This is a genomic window from Adlercreutzia sp. CNCM I-6215, from assembly GCF_977072315.1.
The window spans coordinates 73,627-91,280 of the sequence record NZ_CDRVMA010000003.1 but is presented as its reverse complement, the minus strand read 5'-3'; the positions used below and the strand labels follow the sequence as shown (position 1 = coordinate 91,280).

Annotated in this window: 16 protein-coding genes; all 16 read right to left on the bottom strand. The window is 61.8% G+C overall.

Going from position 1 to position 17,654, the window contains the following annotated elements:
• Nucleotides 1–412: 412 nt before the first annotated feature.
• Nucleotides 413–1,063 carry a T6SS immunity protein Tdi1 domain-containing protein gene (locus ACW4LP_RS03330; protein WP_114538643.1) on the bottom strand — a complete coding sequence of 217 codons (651 nt, stop codon included), beginning with the start codon at nucleotides 1,061–1,063 and terminating at the stop codon, nucleotides 413–415.
• 22 nt (nucleotides 1,064–1,085) lie between these two features.
• Nucleotides 1,086–1,406, bottom strand: coding sequence for an HNH endonuclease signature motif containing protein (locus tag ACW4LP_RS03325; protein WP_114538642.1), 321 nt, complete (start codon nucleotides 1,404–1,406; stop codon nucleotides 1,086–1,088).
• 371 nt (nucleotides 1,407–1,777) lie between these two features.
• Entirely contained in the window at nucleotides 1,778–2,149 is a 372-nt protein-coding gene (locus tag ACW4LP_RS03320; protein ID WP_455803469.1) for a helix-turn-helix domain-containing protein, read from the bottom strand.
• On the bottom strand, nucleotides 2,109–2,636 hold the full coding sequence (locus tag ACW4LP_RS03315; RefSeq protein ID WP_114538640.1) for a DUF2975 domain-containing protein: 528 nt from the start codon (nucleotides 2,634–2,636) through the stop codon (nucleotides 2,109–2,111). The genes ACW4LP_RS03320 and ACW4LP_RS03315 overlap by 41 nt, the downstream gene beginning before the upstream one ends.
• A 132-nt stretch (nucleotides 2,637–2,768) precedes the next feature.
• The gene (locus ACW4LP_RS03310; protein ID WP_256156365.1) at nucleotides 2,769–4,142 is read right to left on the bottom strand and encodes a radical SAM/SPASM domain-containing protein; all 1,374 of its coding nucleotides are present in this window, start codon (nucleotides 4,140–4,142) and stop codon (nucleotides 2,769–2,771) included.
• A gap of 228 nt (nucleotides 4,143–4,370) precedes the next feature.
• Entirely contained in the window at nucleotides 4,371–5,951 is a 1,581-nt protein-coding gene (locus ACW4LP_RS03305; protein WP_256156364.1) for a S1C family serine protease, read from the bottom strand.
• Nucleotides 5,952–6,212: 261 nt separating this feature from the next.
• Nucleotides 6,213–6,986, bottom strand: a complete 774-nt coding sequence (locus tag ACW4LP_RS03300) for an amino acid ABC transporter ATP-binding protein (protein WP_256156363.1) — start codon at nucleotides 6,984–6,986, stop codon at nucleotides 6,213–6,215.
• Nucleotides 6,987–6,996: 10 nt separating this feature from the next.
• Nucleotides 6,997–7,650: an amino acid ABC transporter permease gene (locus ACW4LP_RS03295; RefSeq protein WP_114538636.1), complete on the bottom strand. Its 654-nt coding sequence runs from the start codon at nucleotides 7,648–7,650 to the stop codon at nucleotides 6,997–6,999.
• A gap of 308 nt (nucleotides 7,651–7,958) precedes the next feature.
• The gene (locus tag ACW4LP_RS03290; RefSeq protein WP_223901194.1) at nucleotides 7,959–8,807 is read right to left on the bottom strand and encodes an amino acid ABC transporter substrate-binding protein; all 849 of its coding nucleotides are present in this window, start codon (nucleotides 8,805–8,807) and stop codon (nucleotides 7,959–7,961) included.
• A gap of 298 nt (nucleotides 8,808–9,105) precedes the next feature.
• Nucleotides 9,106–10,278, bottom strand: a complete 1,173-nt coding sequence (locus ACW4LP_RS03285; RefSeq protein WP_455803468.1) for a 4Fe-4S binding protein — start codon at nucleotides 10,276–10,278, stop codon at nucleotides 9,106–9,108.
• 18 nt (nucleotides 10,279–10,296) lie between these two features.
• Nucleotides 10,297–11,643 (bottom strand): molybdopterin-guanine dinucleotide biosynthesis protein B, encoded by a 1,347-nt coding sequence (mobB, locus tag ACW4LP_RS03280; protein ID WP_417177770.1) that lies wholly within the window; start codon nucleotides 11,641–11,643, stop codon nucleotides 10,297–10,299.
• Between the two features lie 123 nt (nucleotides 11,644–11,766).
• Entirely contained in the window at nucleotides 11,767–13,284 is a 1,518-nt protein-coding gene (locus ACW4LP_RS03275) for an alanine/glycine:cation symporter family protein (RefSeq protein WP_288219720.1), read from the bottom strand.
• 290 nt (nucleotides 13,285–13,574) lie between these two features.
• Nucleotides 13,575–14,102, bottom strand: coding sequence for a shikimate kinase (locus tag ACW4LP_RS03270; protein ID WP_417177772.1), 528 nt, complete (start codon nucleotides 14,100–14,102; stop codon nucleotides 13,575–13,577).
• Between the two features lie 71 nt (nucleotides 14,103–14,173).
• Nucleotides 14,174–16,105: a DUF2207 family protein gene (locus ACW4LP_RS03265; protein WP_451917914.1), complete on the bottom strand. Its 1,932-nt coding sequence runs from the start codon at nucleotides 16,103–16,105 to the stop codon at nucleotides 14,174–14,176.
• 194 nt (nucleotides 16,106–16,299) lie between these two features.
• Complete coding sequence (locus ACW4LP_RS03260; RefSeq protein WP_417177774.1) at nucleotides 16,300–16,971, bottom strand: potassium channel family protein; 672 nt, start codon at nucleotides 16,969–16,971, stop codon at nucleotides 16,300–16,302.
• Between the two features lie 9 nt (nucleotides 16,972–16,980).
• Nucleotides 16,981–17,643, bottom strand: coding sequence for a potassium channel family protein (locus ACW4LP_RS03255; protein ID WP_114538628.1), 663 nt, complete (start codon nucleotides 17,641–17,643; stop codon nucleotides 16,981–16,983).
• Between the last annotated feature and the right edge of the window lie 11 nt (nucleotides 17,644–17,654).

Here is a 17,654-nt window from a genome sequence, read left to right as displayed (position 1 = left end):
GAGTCCCCGCCCGCCCCTCGCCGACCTCGGCTATCGACCTTTCGTCACAATAGGGCCTTCCGACAGCTCCGCATTCGCATCCATTTCATATGATTTCTCGCCGAAGACAATGGAACCGAGCCTCACGCAGGGGACGATCTCGACCGCGGCCATGCCCTTCCCCCGTCGCCTTCCTCTACCATCCTTGGCGAACAGGATGCGGAGATAAAGACGGCCTCGCGAACGCCCCATGGGTACTTGACCATCGCGCACAACGTCAGCAGCGTGAGGTTCAAGCGCCGGCTTTCATAAAGACCTGCCCCGCACGAAGCGAATTGGCATTTCCCTCGAAGTAGCGGAGACCCAAATCATCGAGCACCTCGCTCAGATCGCCGTTCAAAGGCCTCATTCCGGTTTGGGGGGGGGACTCGCCCTACTCGAAGCTGATGTTGCCTATCTTGGTGCCCTCGGGCAGGTCCTTCACGGCCTCCCACAGCTGGTCAGTCATATCCCAGTACACCTCCATGTCGGAGACCTCCATGTTCTCCAGGGAGTCCTCCCCGCCGAGGAAGAGAGGGATCCTGTAGCCGCCGCATTCCATGCGTCCCACGGGCGCATGCCCCTCCAGCCACTCCCGATACCTCCCGACCCCAAGACACGCCTCGCTCTGATTCGGCATAACCTCGTTCAGGAAGACTGCCACGTCTTTCCCGATATAGTACATATCGAGAGTTGCGATTTCCAGGAGAACCACGAGCTCCTTCCCATCGCCGTCCCGTTGATCAACCGCAAAGCACCGCCCCATCCAATCGTATCCGATCAGATTAAACTCACTGCGAAGCTTCGTGAAGCATCCGGACACCACCCGATGCCATCCCTCGAGATCACTGCGCTCGAACACCCTGAACACTCCATCGCCGAACGACCGGCCGCCCAGGCCGTCGATGAACGCGTCGTAGGGATCGGCCGCCCCGTCCTCGAGGACCGGGGCCTCCCCGAAGTACTCCAGAAACTCCGCGAACATCGAGGGGGTCGCCCTCCGCCGGGCCCCGCGGCCCTTCCTCCTCTTGAACAAGTCGAACATCTCGCTTCCTTTCACTCGAATATCACGTTGCCGATTTGGTGCCTTCTGGAAGATCCTTTATCGGATAGCGTATCTGAGCTCCCATGCTCCGGTTGACGCTGGCGTCGAGGGGGCGCATGTTGCTCACATGGTCGGCGCTTCCCAGCTGAAGATCTATTACATGATCGACATCGTAACCAGCAGGCACCGAGTCTTTCCCGTATTCCTTCTTGAAAGCATCGGCTGCCGACCCATTCCTCTTCCCCACGGTCGTCTTCACTGTGTCCGCTCTCGACAGATCCCGAGCCTTCCTCGTCGCCTGGGACATCTGGATCTCGTCCCAGATGTCCTTCCTCTTCAGCACAAGATCGACAGTCCTGTCGAGACGCTCGCCGGCCCGAATCGTGCCCGCCGTGTTGCTCCCGATGACGTTCCCAGCAATCTTCGGCGAGATCTAGACAGCTTGAATGTCATCAGTTGATCCACTGCAAACAGGCCATGTCGAAAAGCTTGGAAAACTTGCCAGAAAGACGTCCTTCATCTGACGAGGTCGATCCTTCTGCCTCTACGGAACCTCCTCGATGCTGCAAAAAGGGGCGTCGGAGCACAGGCGCGTTTCCTGAAAATGTGTTTCTCGGGGGTGCAGCTCTCGGGGAGCACTTTTCGGGGGTGTTTCGCGGGCATGAAAAAGGACGCCCGGTGAGGCGTCCTGTGAGGTGCGGGTTGTGGCAAAGACTAGTTGGCCACGTTCACAGGGATGCGGGAGACGGCGCCGATGGGCTTGCGGGCCGGCTCCTCGATGGGGCGGTTGATGATGGCATCCAGCTCGACGGCCTCATCGGTGCCCGGCTCGGGGGAAACGTACTCAAACAGGTCGCCCGGCTGGCACTGGAGCACTTCGCAAATGCGCTCCATGGTGGAGAAACGCACGGCCTTGATGTGGCCGCGGCGCATGCGCGAAATGTTCACCGGCGAGATGTCGATGCGCTGAGAGAGTTCGTTGACAGACATCTTACGATCCGCCATCACTCGGTCGAGACGAGGAATAATAGGCACATCAGCTCCCTTACACGGTTTCGTCGCTGAGTTGCTGGAGCAGCGCAGCATATCGAAATATTGCCGAAAGTGAGTACATAATAGCAGAAAAGACGAGTACTCCAACATTAATACTTATAACAGGCTCAGTTGACCCTCTATTTACTATCACATCGTAGCCTATGCGTGGAACTACCTCGAATGTCACCCCGAGGGTAAATGCAAATTCGAGAAGTGCAAACATGAGCGCAAGGAACGCAATGAATCTGAGGCGATCTGCCTGCTTTTCTGTAAATGGCGTTTCGCTATTGACTGCATCCTTGAAGATAAGCTTCAGCATTGCCAAAACGCCAAGTACAAGGACTCCATAAAGCACTATATACGCAACAAGCGACATGCCATCGAATCCTGCCGCGCCAAGCTGAGCGAAAGACATGACCAATGCCGTTAACCAAATGAGACCAGCGCCTATTAGCAATACCGTCAGCATCACATTGATCACTCGACATACATGCGAGGCGTGTTTAAGCGATTGCTCTAAAGTATTGCTCTTCGTCACTTCTCAGACCTCCTTTCGCAGTCAAGCGCAATCCGACGCAAAAGGCCAACGCCGGATTGCACAGATCCATGTACAGCTAAAACCCGATCTGAACACAATGGGTGTGGTCGGGACCAATCACCGCACAGATGCTCAGCGGCTCTGCATCGCTATAGAACAGCATGATTCCTCCTCCTTTCTTTGGTTGCGACCTAACATGGCCTCAAAAAGCAGACGGTAGAACGTCCGCATGAGGGCACAATAGGGATCGCGGGCCTCGACGTCGCCCGTGGCGAAATAGGCGCGAGCGCGGCAACCGCCGCCGCAGAGGTAGCGGATGTCGCAGTCGGCGCAGGCGGCCAGCTCGTCCACGCGCGGGGCAGGAGCATGGCGCGCGCTCAAGCAGCTGGGGTCTTCCACAAGCGACCCCAGGCTGAAGGCCTCGTCGTGCATCATGTGGCAGGGAAACACCTCGCCATCGGCCGATACGCTTACCATGGCGCATCCCGCCCCGCAGCCGCACGTCGTCGTCAAGCGCGTGCTCACCGGCGTGTCGGACAACACGGGCACCCCGTCGCGCGACAGGGCCAGCGTTGCCTGCGCCAAACGCTCGAGCGCCGCATCGTCAGGAAGAACCGCTGCCAACTCGTCGCTTTCCACGGGTGCGGACAGCAGGCTGAAGTTCATGGTGGCCCCCAGCGAGTCGGCCAAAGCCACGTACTCGCCCAAAGCGTCGATGTTGCCCGCATGGGCCGTCGGAATGATGTGCGGCGCAATGCCCGCCTCGCGGATCATCTCAACCGCTGCCACGAGACGCTCGAACAAAGGCTCGCGGCGGATGACCGGCGCCGCCTCGGCGTTGGGACCGTCGAAGGACACCGAGACGCGGCCCACGTAGGGCGCGATGGCGGCGAGCTTCTCCGGCGTGACGGCCGTGCCGTTGGTAAGCACGTCCACCGAAGCGATGCCGCGCTCGCGCACGTAAGCGACAATGGCGGGCAAATCGTCGCGCAGAAAGGGCTCACCGCCGGAAATAACCACATGCCGGCAGCCTGCATCGGCCAGGGCGTCAATGATGCCCCGCAGCTCGTCCAGCGTAAGATCGCACCGCGCATTGCGGGCGTCCACCGCCGAGTAGCAGCCGATGCAGTTCAAGTTACAATGATGGGTGACGTGCAGGTACGCCGACTGCAGCGGCGCGGGCACAGCGGACGCGGACGGCGCGGATGCAGCCGCAGCGGCATTCCCAGCCCCGACGCCTTCCGCACGTTCGACGCCTTCCACGCCTTTCCCCAATGTTACGTCGTCGGCCTCCACATCTTCCACGACAAAGCCGCCACGGCGCAAATGGGCGGGCAAATCCGCATGCACTGCGGCGACCTCTGCTTCGGTCACGTCCTCGGAAAACATGCGATGGCACACGGCGGCGCCCTCCGGCGTGAGCCCGATGGAGTAGCCAGTCGCGGTGTTGCCGATCATGGGGATGGAAAAGGGAGCGTGCTCCACTACGTTAGGGCCGAACCTCACTGCACGCTCCTCTGCGCATCATGGGATAGTGCAGTTAGTATGCGGCAGACGCAAGACCTCGAATGCCGAATATGACATGATTTGCGGCGCATCTTAGCAGATGGCGCTATATTTCCCATGGTGCGCCAGGATTATTAGCCATTAAAATGGCCCCTCCGAGGAGGGGCCGAGATTGATCGAGCTGTGACGTGGACGCAGTGAGCGGCACACGCCCGCGCGTCACGCCGGTTAGCGCTGGCGGCCGAAGAGGTCTTCCAGGCTGTAGCCGTTCATCGACTGCTCCTGGCTCTGCTGCTCCTGCTTGGCCTTTTGGCTAGCGGAGTCGTCGCCCAGGGTCACCTGCACCTCTTTCTCCTGACCACCGCTGTTCACCGTGAGGGTGACGGTGTCGCCGGGGTTCTTGGTGCGCACGTCCAGCATGAGGTCGGAAGCCGACTCAACCGCCTGTCCATCGAAGGCAGTGACGATGTCGCCAGGCACGATGCCCGCCGCAGCCGCACCGGAGTCGGGGGTGACGGCGGCCACGTAGGCGCCGGCGTCGACGGGCAGGCCGTAGCGGGATGCCGTCGCCGCGCTCACCGTGGAGAGGCTCACGCCGAGCTGAGCATGGGTCGGCGTCTCACCGGCGATGATCTGCTGGGCCAAGTTGATGGCGTAGTTCACGGGAATGGCAAACCCGACACCGGAGTAGTTGCCGGAGTACGAGGTGATCAGCGTGTTGATGCCGATGAGCTTGCCCTCGTCATCCACCAGCGCGCCGCCGGAATTGCCGGGGTTGATGGCCGCGTCGGTCTGGATCATGTTCGGGTAAATGGTAATCTCCCCCGTGCCGCCGGACTGCATCGATTCCTGGGCGTCCATAATCTGGGAGCGGCTCGTGGCAGATACGATGCCCGTGGCCACCGACTGCTCCAAGCCGAAGGGGCTGCCCAACGTCATAACCCACTCGCCGATGGTCAGGTTGTCGGAGTCGCCAAGCTCCATAACCGTAAGACCGCTGGCGTCCTTGGCCTTCAGCACGGCCACGTCGGAGGAGGGATCGGTGCCCACGAGATCGGCCTCGTAGGTCTCTCCGGCGACCATGACCTCGTAGGCGCTGCCGCCTTCCACCACATGGTTGTTGGTGATGATGTAGCCATCCTCGGTCAGCACGACGCCAGATCCCTGGGAATAGGCCACCAGATCGCCCGACCCGTCGCCCTGGCCACCGTACTGGTAGCCGAAGTACTGGCTCATCGCGTCATTCTGGGAAGCCTCGGCGTACACCGTGATGGCGGCCACAGAGGGCAAGCACTTCGCGGACACGGCCTCGGCCAGCGTCGGATCCTCGCTGGGCGCGATGACCGTCGTCTCGCCGGTGGAGGGGTCGGTGACGACCGTTGAAGTACCCGAGCCAGAACTGCCCGGAATCATCGCACTCGTAATGCCCCACACGCCGAAGGCGAGTACACAGGCCACGAGCGCGCCGGCGAAGGCGATGAGGAAGGTCTTGCCGCCGTTGCCCTTGGGAGCCGCGTGCTGGGCATGCATCGACACGGGCTCGGCCTCGTAAGTTTGCTGGCCATAAGGCTGGCTGGCGGAATGCTGCGCGGAGCCGGGCGCCTGCTGGGCTCCGTAGCCGTAGGGCTGCTGGGCTCCGTAGCCTGCGTGGCCCGCATAAGCCTGCTGACCGCCGTAGGGCTGAGTGCCCTGGGCGCTGTAGGGCGCAGGCTGAGTCGGCTGCAGCGGTACCGGCTGCTGCGATGCGAGGGTGTGGCCGCCCGAGGCAGAGTCGCCTGGAGGCGTGGGGGTGCTATTGGTGTCGGTCATGGAAGGCTCCTTCGCGTAAGGTTGTCCTTATGTGCGCCAAACCTTAGCACGCTCTAGAACTTCTCAACCGTTATGGCAACCCATCGTCACGCTTGCGTCACAGAGATACACCAATCGGTGTACGCGCGCCAACCACTGCGGAGATGCAACGACGCACGCCGACCGTGCATGGGCCACCGCACCCCGCGCCGACCGCCGCCGAGCCGCTTTCGAGTCGCCTTCAAGGCGTCCTCGAGGCGATGCGAGAACGCAAGCGAGCGCCTAGTCGCGATCGTAATTCGCCAGGAATGCGCGGGTGCGATCGTGCTGGGGATTGTTGATGACCTCGCTGGCCGGGCCCTGCTCCACGATGACGCCACCGTCCATAAAGATGAGGTGGTCGGCCACATCGCGGGCAAAGCCCATCTCGTGGGTGACGATGACCATGGTCATGTGCTCGGCCGCCAGATCGCGGATGACCTTCAGCACCTCGCGGGTCAACTCCGGATCCAACGCGCTCGTGGGCTCGTCGAAGAACAGCACGTCCGGGTTCATGGCCATGGCCCGGGCGATGGCCACACGCTGCTGCTGACCGCCAGACAAGTCGCACGGCACCATCGACTCCTTGTCCGCCAGCCCCATGCGAGCCAGAAGCTCGCGGCCGCGAGCGAGCGCCTCGTCCTTCGGCATCTTCTGCACGCAGATGAGCGCATCGGTGACGTTCTGCAGCACGGTGTAGTGCGGGAACAGGTTGAAATTCTGGAACACGAGCCCGAAACGGGTCTTTGCGGCGGCGATGACGTCCTTGCCCCCGTACACAGCGCGCCCCGCGGCATCGTTGGTGCACACCGTGAGATCGCCGTAGGACAAATCACCCGAGTCGAGCGTCTCCAACAGCGTCATGCAACGCAGAAGCGTCGACTTGCCGCCGCCCGAGGGCCCGATGATGGCCAGCACATCGCCGGCATTCACCGTCAGCGAAATATCCTTCAGAACCTCGTTGTCCCCGAACGCCTTCTTGCCGTTGGTGAGGCTTACGACCGCTTTGCTTTCCATGAAACGCCTCCTAGTCGTGGTAATAATCGAGACGCTTCTCGACACGGTTCAGGATGAATTCGATGAGCAGGCAGAACACCCAGTAGATGAGAGCCGCGATGGCGTAGGGAACCATGGACACCTCGCTGGCGGCCAAGGCCTTCGCGGCGGAGAACATCTCCATGATGCCAAGCACGAAGGCGAGCGACGTGTCTTTCACCAGCGTGATGACCTCGTTGCCCATAGCCGGCAGAATACGCTTGATGACCTGGGGAAGCACAATCTTCATGAAGGTCTGGGCTTTGGTGTAGCCCAGCACCTCGGCCGCCTCGTACTGGCCGCGCGGAATAGACTGGATGCCCGAACGGTAGATTTCGGCGAAGTAGGCGGCGTAATTCAGGATGAAGCCGATAGCGCAGGCCCAGAACTTCCAATCGCTGCCCATATTCAGGCCGAACAGATAGTAAGGCCCGAACATGATGGCCATGAGCTGCAACATAAGCGGCGTGCCGCGCAGAATGGAGATGTAGAGTTGCGCCAGCCACGCCAGCGGCTTGAACTTGCTCATACGCGCCAGAGCGACCACCACGCCCAAAGGCAGCGAGCCCACCAGCGTGATGAGGAAGATCTCCGCCGTCAGGGCGAAACCTTCCATGAGAATCCCCATCATGACCGAGAATTCCATCTCCACGTCCTCTCATCGTCGCTCTTAAACCCACAAGAAGGGCAAGGCCTCCAAAAAGCCTCGCCCTCCCGATTAATTAAAACTCTTCCCTTCGCTGGTTCGCCCAAGGAAATCAGCGAGGGTTCGACAGGTGCCTGCAATTGACTTGAAGCGCGGCCGAGCGGCCTTCGGGCCGTGAGGGAAAGCGCTGAATGGCAAGGGCAGGTGCCTGTCGGAGCCGCAGCGTCGGCCGGTTCGTTCGTCCCGCCAGGGCGAACGAACCCAAAGCGTCGGAACCGCAGCGTCAGCGTTGATTAATTGCGAAGCAATTAATCAACGAGAACCCAGTTGTCGATCGAGATACCGTACTCGCCCCACTTCTCGCACAGCTTGGCGATGGTGCCGTCGTCGTACATCTCCTTCAGCGTCTTGTTCACCGCGTCGACCATGGCCGCGTCGCCATCCTTGGCAAAGCCCACGGCGTAGTTCTCAGTGGACAGGGGCTCGAGCTTCACGAACATATCGGGCTTGGCGGCCATCTGGTAGTCCGCAATGGACAGGTCGCAAGCCACGGCATCCACCGCACCGGACTCCAGCTGCATGAAGGCGTTGTTGTAGTCGCCGATGGTCTGCGCCTTGCCGCCTGCGAAGGTGTCGGCCAGATCCTTCTGGTCGCCCTCCAGCACGTCCAGGGCGGCGGAGTCGACCTGCGTCATGACGTTCTTGCCAGCAAGATCATCCAGCGAGCTGATGCCCGAGTCCTTCTTCACCACAACGACCTGCTCGTTGTGCATGTAGGGCTTCGAGAACGTATAGTCGGCCTCGCGGCCCTCCATGGTGAAGCCGTTCCAGATGCAGTTGATGGTACCCTGGTTCAGCAGCGCGTCCTTAGCGTCCCAGTCGATGGCTTCAAGCTCGAGGTTCCAGCCATTGCGCGCGGCCACCTCGGTGGCCAGATCAATGTCGAAGCCGGTCAGGTTGCCATCGTCGCCGATGAAGCCATAGGGCGGGTAAGCGTTGTCCAGGCCCACGATGAGCGTCGTGGCATCGGGGTTAGCGGCAGCGCCATTGTCGGCCGCGTTATCGGCCGCGTCGTTGGAACCCGAGCAGCCGGCCAGAAGCGCGGCCCCCAGGCACAGAGCCGCAGCTGCAGCGGCGATCTTCGTCAGTTTCTTCATTCCGTCCTCCCTAAAAGGTACGCCAGGAAAGTCTCTCGCCTTCCCCACTTTACTTCTTTACTGTGCTAAAGCACTAGAGCGCTCGCTAGTATAGCACAGACAATCTTAATCAGAGAATTGGTCACAAAATCGAGTTCTGGGTTTCGTCGAGCGGATTTTCCCGAGCACTCTCATGAAAGGTGTGCACACAACGATTAATTATATCTATTTTTCTAGGGCGTACATAGGGACGTGAGGACAGTTTGCTCTCAGAAAAACCCAGAACTCGATTTTGTGACCAGAAACAAGAAAATCTTTGCTACTTGTTCCGATTGAAGAGCTTGTTGCCCTTCTTAGCGGCGGAAATCTCCACGAGGCGCGGCTCGAAATCGAACAGCTCTTCCATGGAGACGACGGGTACGATCTCGATGCACTTCTTCAAGCAGGCATCGGCGCACAGGTTGCACTGAACGCAGTCGGAGACCTGGAACTCCAGATACGCCTTGCCCTCGTCCGGATGGCGATCGACCGCCTTGCGCAGGGCGTCGGTGGGGCAGAACATGACGCACATGCCGCAACCGGAGCATTTCTCGGCATCAATGGCGATATCGCCGAAAATGCGCGTGAACATCTCGTCGACAACTGGCTCATCGGGATCGCCGATGCGACTCATGGCATCCAGAATAGCGATGTTGCGCTCGGCTTCGATGGTGGGCATCTTGCCCGCGCCGTTCTTCACGCCGAGCTTCTCCCGCAGCGTCTGCTCCTGTTTCTGCAGATGCAGTTGCGCCAGCTTCTCGTTCACCACCTTCTCGGCGGCCGACTTCGCCACGTCCTTGGCGTAGTGGCCCGAGGAAGTGAAGAACTCGCGCCGGGCGGCGCCGACGGCCTTGCGCATATCTTCCACCTGCACCGAAGCCGGGAACTCCGAGGTGCGCGTGATCTGCGCGTCCGACCCCATGGCCTCGATAAGGGTGCGGGTCGACTCCACGGTATCGTCGATGGCGGGCACCGCGCCCCGGTACTTGCAGGTGCGGCAGTCGCCGTCCACCAGGCAGATCTCCGGAATGCCGCGAGCCACCAGCTCCACCAGCAGCTCTTCCTCCATGCGGGCGAGGCAGGGCACCACCGCGTACTTATCGGGGTCGCCCACGTTGCGGGCCGCCTTGCGGGCGCAGGCGATGACCGTCAGGCCATTAGCCGCGTTGGTCGTCTCGGCCACAGCGCCGGCCAAGTCGTCGGGCATCGGATCCATGGGAACCAACGCCGAGGTAGGGCACACCGCCACGCAGGCCCCGCAGGCCACGCACGCCCCAGCGTCGATATTCAGCTCGTTCTTCTCGATGGTGATGGCGTCGGCCAAACACGCGTCGACGCATTTGCAGCAGGAGGAGTGGCGGTTGCGCACAGCCACGCAGAACGTGGGGATCGTGATGATGGCCTTCGTCTCCAGGGCGTCCATCATCTCCATGATATCGTTCAAGTTCGGCATGGCGCGAACCCCTTTCTGCTATTCGCCGAGGTAGGACTGCTCGATGCGAGCCAGCTCTTCGGGCGTGTTGGCGTTGATGAAGCAGCCACCGCGGGGCTCGACCTCCAGGACGCGGTCCTGGTTAAAGGGCAGCACCGTGACGGCCGGGTCGTCGAAGAAGCTCTGCACGCGCTTCTCGCCCCGCTCGGTGCGAGCGTGAACAGCGCCGAGGCAGCCCTCTTTGCGGTACATGGCATGCAGCGGCTCGAAGCCGTGCTTGTTGGAGGGAGCCACCACGTCGGCTCCGCTTTCGTGCATGGACAAAGCCTCGGCCACTACTAAGCGGGCGCTAGCGAAGACCATGTCGCAGGCCACGACGGCCACGTACGGGTTCTCGGCGGCGGCGAGCGCCGTGTAGAGGCCCGGCAGCGCGCCACGCTCCTTATAGGCATCGCCCACGAGCTTGATGTCCAGATCGGGATACAGATCGGCAAGAAAGCCCAGCCTGTCGGCCTCGTTAGTGGTGATGATAAGCTCATCGGCCACGGGCGACAGACGCTCGACGAGACGGCAGATGAGGGGACGTCCCGCGAAGGGCACCGTCGCCTTGGATTGCCCCATGCGCCGCGACTCGCCACCGGCCTGGATGACCACCGTGACGCGCGGCCGCACGTAGTGCTCGGAAAGGAAGTCGGCCAAAGCGGCCACATCTTCAAGACCGATGGCGGGAATGCCATAGAGCGCCGCAGCCTCCTCGGCCTCGGGAATGTCGGTCACCACAGCCACCGTGTTGGTGGAAGGCATCTTGGCCGCAGCATCAGCGGCAGCCGAGTAGTCGGACGCGCCCGACACCTCGCCCGCACCCGGCATCTTGCCCAAACCCGGTACTTCGCCCGCGCCGTCGCGCCCAGCCGCGTTGCCCGCGCGGTCGACCGCGCGCCCCAGCTGCGTGAAGTCCGTCGTCAAAGGCAGGCCCTCCCGGGCCGCCTTCACGAACAGGCGAGCCGCACGGCAGTCGGCCTCGTTGCCCGAGCGCATGATCTCGATGGTGGGCAACCCGCTTTTGCGGTAGCCCTCCACCACAATGATGTCGTGATTCGGCATCGAGCGCACCAGCTCGCTGCACTCCACCTCGTCTTCCACGGTCTTGATGCGCGCCACCTGCCCCGGAGCCGCAATAACCGTTTCGGAAGCGCCGGCGGCCCTGTGGCGGTAGGAGTCCTTGCCGGGAATATCGATATCGAACCCGCGATGGGAATGGTGCTTGATGGAGCCCACGTCGAGCCCGCGGCCCACCAGCTCGGCGATGAGCCGCTCGATGAGCGTCGTTTTGCCGGAGTTGTGCCGCCCCACGACGGCCACAGCCGGACTTGGAATATCGATCATAGCTGTTACGCCCTCCCCTAATGCGGCCGCCTGGGCCGCCTTTTGTTCCGGGAAAGTATAGCACTAGGGCGCAAGGTGTCGATTGCGGGGCGGCGCAAGCACCGCCCCTACGGGTAAAAGCCTCTACCTCAAGCCCTCCGAGTCGAGCGATGCGGCTTCCTCGATGTACTCCTCCACCGGATTGTCGCCGAAGTTCGGCAGATCCGCAGTGGTCCAGCACTCGCAGGCGGGCATGCCAGGCACGCTGGCAGCGATGAACACCGGATCCTTGCCCTCCTTGCGCTGACGGGTGTAGTCATCCAGCGCGGCCAAGGCCCACTTGCCGAGCAGCAGAATGGCCACGAGGTTGATGATGGCCATGAAGCCCATGAAGATGTCGGCCAAATTCCACGCCAGATCGAAGCTGTTCACGCAACCGTAGAAGATGGCAGCCAGGCACAGCACGCGGAAGATGAGCATGCCCCACTTGGTGTTCTTGAAGATGTAGCGGAAGTTCGTCTCGGCATAGAAGTAGTTGCCGATGAGGCTGGAGAACGCGAAGGCGAAGATGGCGAAGGTGATGAAGTGGATGCCCACCTCGCCGACGGCGTTGTTCACGGCCATCTGCACGAGCGGCATGCCGTTGAGCGCCATGGCAGCCTCGGGATCCTGCACCCAGAACACCATGACCATCATAGCTGAGCAGGTGCAGATGAGCAGCGTATCGATGTACACGGACAGGCTCTGCACGAGGCCCTGCTTCACCGGATGCGACACGCTGGCGGTGGCGGCGGCGTTCGGGGCCGAGCCCATGCCGGCCTCATTGGAGAACAGGCCGCGCTTGATGCCGAGCATGACCACCGAACCGGCAAAGCCACCGGCGATGGACTGGAAGTTGAAGGCCGACTGGAAGATGGTGGCAAACACGGCCGGCAGCTCGCCAATGTTGGTGATCGTGGTCCACAGTGCAATAAGAATGTAGGCGATGGCCATGATGGGCACGATGATGGAGGTGATGATGGAGATGCGCTTCGCGCCGCCGAAAATGACGAAAGCGGTGAACACGATGAGCACGATGCCCACACCGACCGCCGTGCCGTTGGTGGCGTAGTCGGGGATGTAGTACTCGAGCGCCGAGGTCATGTTGAAGGCCTGCAGGCCGTTGAAGCCAAAAGCGAAGCACAGGATGAGCGCCCAAGCGAAGATGATGCCGAGCCAGCGCTTCCCGAGGCCCTGCTGGATGTAGTAGGCCGGACCTCCCCGGAACTCGCCCTCCTTGCCGCGAATCTTGTAGATCTGCGCGAGCGTGGACTCGATGAAGGCCGAAGCCGCGCCGATAAGCGCCATGAGCCACATCCAGAAGATGGCGCCCGGACCGCCCGTGGCCACGGCCGTGGCGATGCCGGCGATGTTGCCCGTGCCCACGCGCGAGGCGGTGGACACCATGAGGGCCTGGAAGGATGAGATGGATTTCTCGCCCTGGACATGCTTTTTCTCCGTCAGCTGAGTGAACATGTCCTTGATGTAGCGAATTTGCACCGCCTTGGTGCGGATGGTGTAGTAGATGCCCACGAACACCAGCAAGATCACCAGAATGTAGGTGTACATAAAGGAGTCGATCTCACCAGTCCAAGCGACGAGCATCTCGTTCAAATCGGCCATAGATGCTTCCTTTCCGAAAGCGCGCCAGGCCCTGCAACCTGGATCGCCTTCCAAACGGGCTCGCCTTTCTGCGGTCGAATCCAATAGAGCGCGATAGACACGCCCAAACCAGGGATTCGTCGCAGGAAAACGGCCTCGGATATACGCGCCGGCCTCTTTCCGACGCAAGACATGCCTGTATTCTACCCTACAGCGGGCTAAAGTTAGGCGATATTATCAGGGTATTTTGAACGCCCCGCGAAAAGTGGCGCTGTTTTCCGCCGGTTTCCCGTCGATGCGAAGCCGAGCCGCTACTTCAGCGCAGCGGCGACCTTGCGGGCGGCGGCGGTGATGGACAGATCGTTCACATCCACGGTAATGTCGGCGTACTTCTCGTAGAGCGGCAAGCGCTCGTCGTAAAGCTCGCGCAGGCTCATGCCGATGCCGTCGCGCATAACCACGCCGCGCTCGGAGAAGTCGGCCAGACGGCACTTCAGCTCGTCGAAGCTGATCTTCAGATACACCACGCGGCCGATTTCGGACAGGTGTTTCATGGCCGGCTCGCTGTAGATGGCCGAGCCGCCGGTGGCGATGACGGAATGCTCGAAGGACATTTCGGAAAGCACCTGGTTTTCAATCTCGAGGAAGGCATCGGGTCCCAGAGTATCGATGAGACGCTGGAGCGATTTGTCGCAGGACTGCTGAATGAGCAGGTCGGCGTCGACGAAATCCATGCAGAGAATCTTCGCCAGCACGATGCCCAAGGTCGACTTGCCCGCACCGGGCATGCCGATGAGCACGATGTTGTCGCGACCGGGTTCGAAGGACTTCTCTTTCATATTAGGGCCTTTCTCGTAGAAGGTGCCGACGGCCGGGCTATGGTCGCCGAAACGGATGGGCAGCTTCGCCCCTATGATACTTCAGCGCGCTTATGGGCGGCACGTAACGCTTCGTCTAAGGATTGGGAAAACACCGGAGCTAAGGCGGCGAGGAACGCCGCTTCATCGACAGGGGCGGCAGGGGCAGCGGCAGGGGCAGCGGGGGCAGCCATCGGGGCCTTCTCCCGAACCGCCGTAGCGGCATCTCCGGCATCGGCGTCCCCCGCGTCAGCGGAAGCACCGAACCCGAGGGATTTAAGCGCACCGAACAGATAAGCGTACGGAATGAGCGCCGCGCGCTCGTCGGGTGCGAGCTTGTCGCCCTCGAACGACCAGCCGCCATCGCGCATCCAGTTGCGCAGGGCCTTGGCATGGGCGGCGATGTCGTTGCCCTCGGGGGAGCGCCGCATGGTGTAGTTGCCGAGCACCCCCATGGCCGCCGCCGTGGCCAGGGCGAGCACGCCAGCACGCCAGCTGACCCAAATGATGGCCGCTACCGCGACAACCGCCAGGAAAATCGCTGCCCCCAAAACGATATGCTGAGCGCGACGGGAGACTGTATCGAAGAAGCCGTAGGGCTCAACCAAAGCGGTGAGGCGGCGCTGCCAAGCAGCACTGGCCTCCAAAAGATCGCGCGGATGTTCGTGAGCCAAAACGGAAAGCTTGGCGCGGCTGAGCGTCCGACCGCCCGTGGCGACCATGCGCATCAGCCGCAGCGTGGCCGCATCGAGAGCGGCCTGCTCTGCGTTGGCCGCGACGGCCGCGACGGCTGCGTCGGGCGCATCGGGCGCATTGGCATCAGCAGCCCGAGGCGCAGCAAGGGCGACAGACGACTCACCCTCGATCCTCTTCGCCGACTCCTCTCCCGCAGCAGGTATGACCAGCTCATCGTCTCGCACTTCAAGAACACCGCGACGCACCATATCGAGCACCGTAGCTACTATGTCGTCGGGGCTCTCGTGGTTCCAGCGCCACAGACGACCGAGCACGGCTGGCGCCATGGCGTCGGCAGGCGGGTTCATCCAATAATCGTCGCGAAACGCCGGCGGCCGCTCTCGGCCCCAGCGCCACCAAACGATGAGCGCCGCCAGCAGCAACGCCGCAGACAAGCCCAGCAGCCCCAAAGCCAGCCCAAGACGAATAACCTCCTGAGACGTATCCGTATCGACCCACGTTTCCTCGTAACGGCTCGTCCAGTAGTACTGCAGGGTGCCCTGATTCGCCAGGCGCGCCTCCTCGCTCAGGTTCGTCAGCCACTCGACGGGGAACATCACCCGCGCTTTGGCGTACATCGTGGGCTCGACCGCAGGATCCGTGAAGATCACCGTACCGTCGGAGCGAATATCCACCTCGCCATCGGCAGGGCCGTGACCCCACGCATAAACATTTTCCATGACCTTCACGGAGTCGTCGGCCGCTACAGGCAGCACCACTTCTGCCCGCACATCGGCCAAAGCCACATCGTAGTCCTGGGGAACATAAAGCCATTGGAAGTCAGCCGCGTCGTCAAAGGCCTCGATGGCGTCTTCCACGCGGTAGACCACCTCGAACATGACGCGCTCGGGCATGGCATCCACGAAAGCGTAGAGCGTATGCTGGAACTTGTCGTAGGCCCACGCGTCGTGCTCGGGCCCTCCGCCGCCGCGCCAGGGCAAAAGGAACGTCGTCTCGGGAAGCTCCGTCCACTCCCCGGCAAGCGCACCATCGCCATCCACCGGCGCCATGCGCACCCGTTCGATAGTAACCTCAGCCCCTTCGATGAACCCATCGTAGAGCCACTTCAACCGCTCCGGCGCGCTTTCCCCCTCCGTGAGATCGAAGATGCGCTGATCGGTCATGTGCACCGACCCGTCAGTCTCCACCGACGCCAGCAAGTCCACCTCCGAGCACCGATAATCCGCCGCCAGAGCTGTTGCAGGTGCGCAAAGGACAACGAGAAGAACGATCAGCAACGTGAGAGCCAATAGGAAGCAGGGGGTGCCTTGACCGAGCGAGTTCCGCAGCGACTGAAACAGCCCAGTGGGCTGTTTCACCAAGCGAGGACTGTCTGAGCGAATTCGAATACCCCGTAGCTCCTCCCCAGCGGACTCGCAGCCGCGAATCAAGGTACCCCCTGATTCCGCCCCAAGCGACATGCAACCGGCCCTTTCCACAACCACTAGAGCCCCCGAAACGCCAGCCGCACGTCGTCCAGCACGTCCTCATCCGCCACTACGATGGCCTTATCTCCCGGATGCAGCACCGTCTCGTCGTTGGCCACTTCCACGTCCCCTCCGCTAGCCACGGCCGCGATGATGGCGTTGTCCGGCAGCAGCACCTCGTTGATGAGCACGCCGTCCTCGTTGGAGAAGTGGCGCATGCGCGGCACCATCACCTCGGCTAAGGCCACGTTGCCGTGAGTCAGCGACGACACGACGGATACCGAGCCCAAAAGCGCTTCCTCCTCGATGAGGTTCGCAATGAGCGTCGTAGAGGACACGCATTCGATGCCCACCTTGCGGAAGATGCGCTCGTTTTTCGGATTGTTCACGCGAGCGATGCAGCGGGGCACGCGGAACACGCGCTGGGCGATTTCGCAGGATACGAGATTCGAATCGTCCTGGCCCGTGGTGGCCACGAACACATCGGCCTGGCGGATGCCCGCGTCCTCCTGGTAGCGCGAGTCGCAGCCGTCGCCGTGAATGACGAGGTACGGGCCTGTCAGCTGCACGGAGAGGCGATCGGCCGTGGCGAGCCTTTGCTCGATGACCGCCACCTCGTTGCCGCTCTTCAACATGATGCCAGCCAGATACGACCCGATTTTGCCGCCGCCAGCGATAACGATGTACATGGGTATCACCTAATCCAGAATGTAGCGCGAGAATTGCGCGATGACGTCGTGGCGCACGCAGGCGAGAATGGAGTCGCCGGCGTACAGCAGCGAATCGGGCGTCGGGATGGAGGACGCGGAGCCGTCGGCACGTTCGAAGGCGATAATGCGCACCTCGTGATCGCGCTCGAGTTCCGAGACGCGGATCGTTTTGGCGTTGTCGCGGCTGGAAAGATCCAGCGTGAACCGGAGCACCTCGAATTCACCGAACGTGTCGATGTGGGAGCCGTGGCCTGACACAATCTTCGAGAACACATCTTCGGCCACCAGCGACGTGCCGCAGACGTAGTCGATGCCCAGCTGCATATAGGCGCGCTCGTGGTCGGGATTGTACAGGCGCGAGATGACATGGGGCACGCCGAACAGATGGTTGGCCACCTCCGCGCACATGAGGTTCGTGTTGTCCAGCTGGGTGACGGCGGCCAGCACATCGCACTCTTCCACGCCGGCACGGATGAGCACGTCCTCGTCGAACCCCACGCCCTGCACCGTGCTGCCGTTGAAGTTGCGGCCGAGGTTCGCGAAGGCGTCGGCGTTCTTATCGATGCAGCAGACGTTGTTGCCGTTGTCCGAGAGCATATTGGCCAGCTGCGACCCCACGCGCCCGCACCCGACCACAATCACGTTGCTCATAGGTTGCTCGT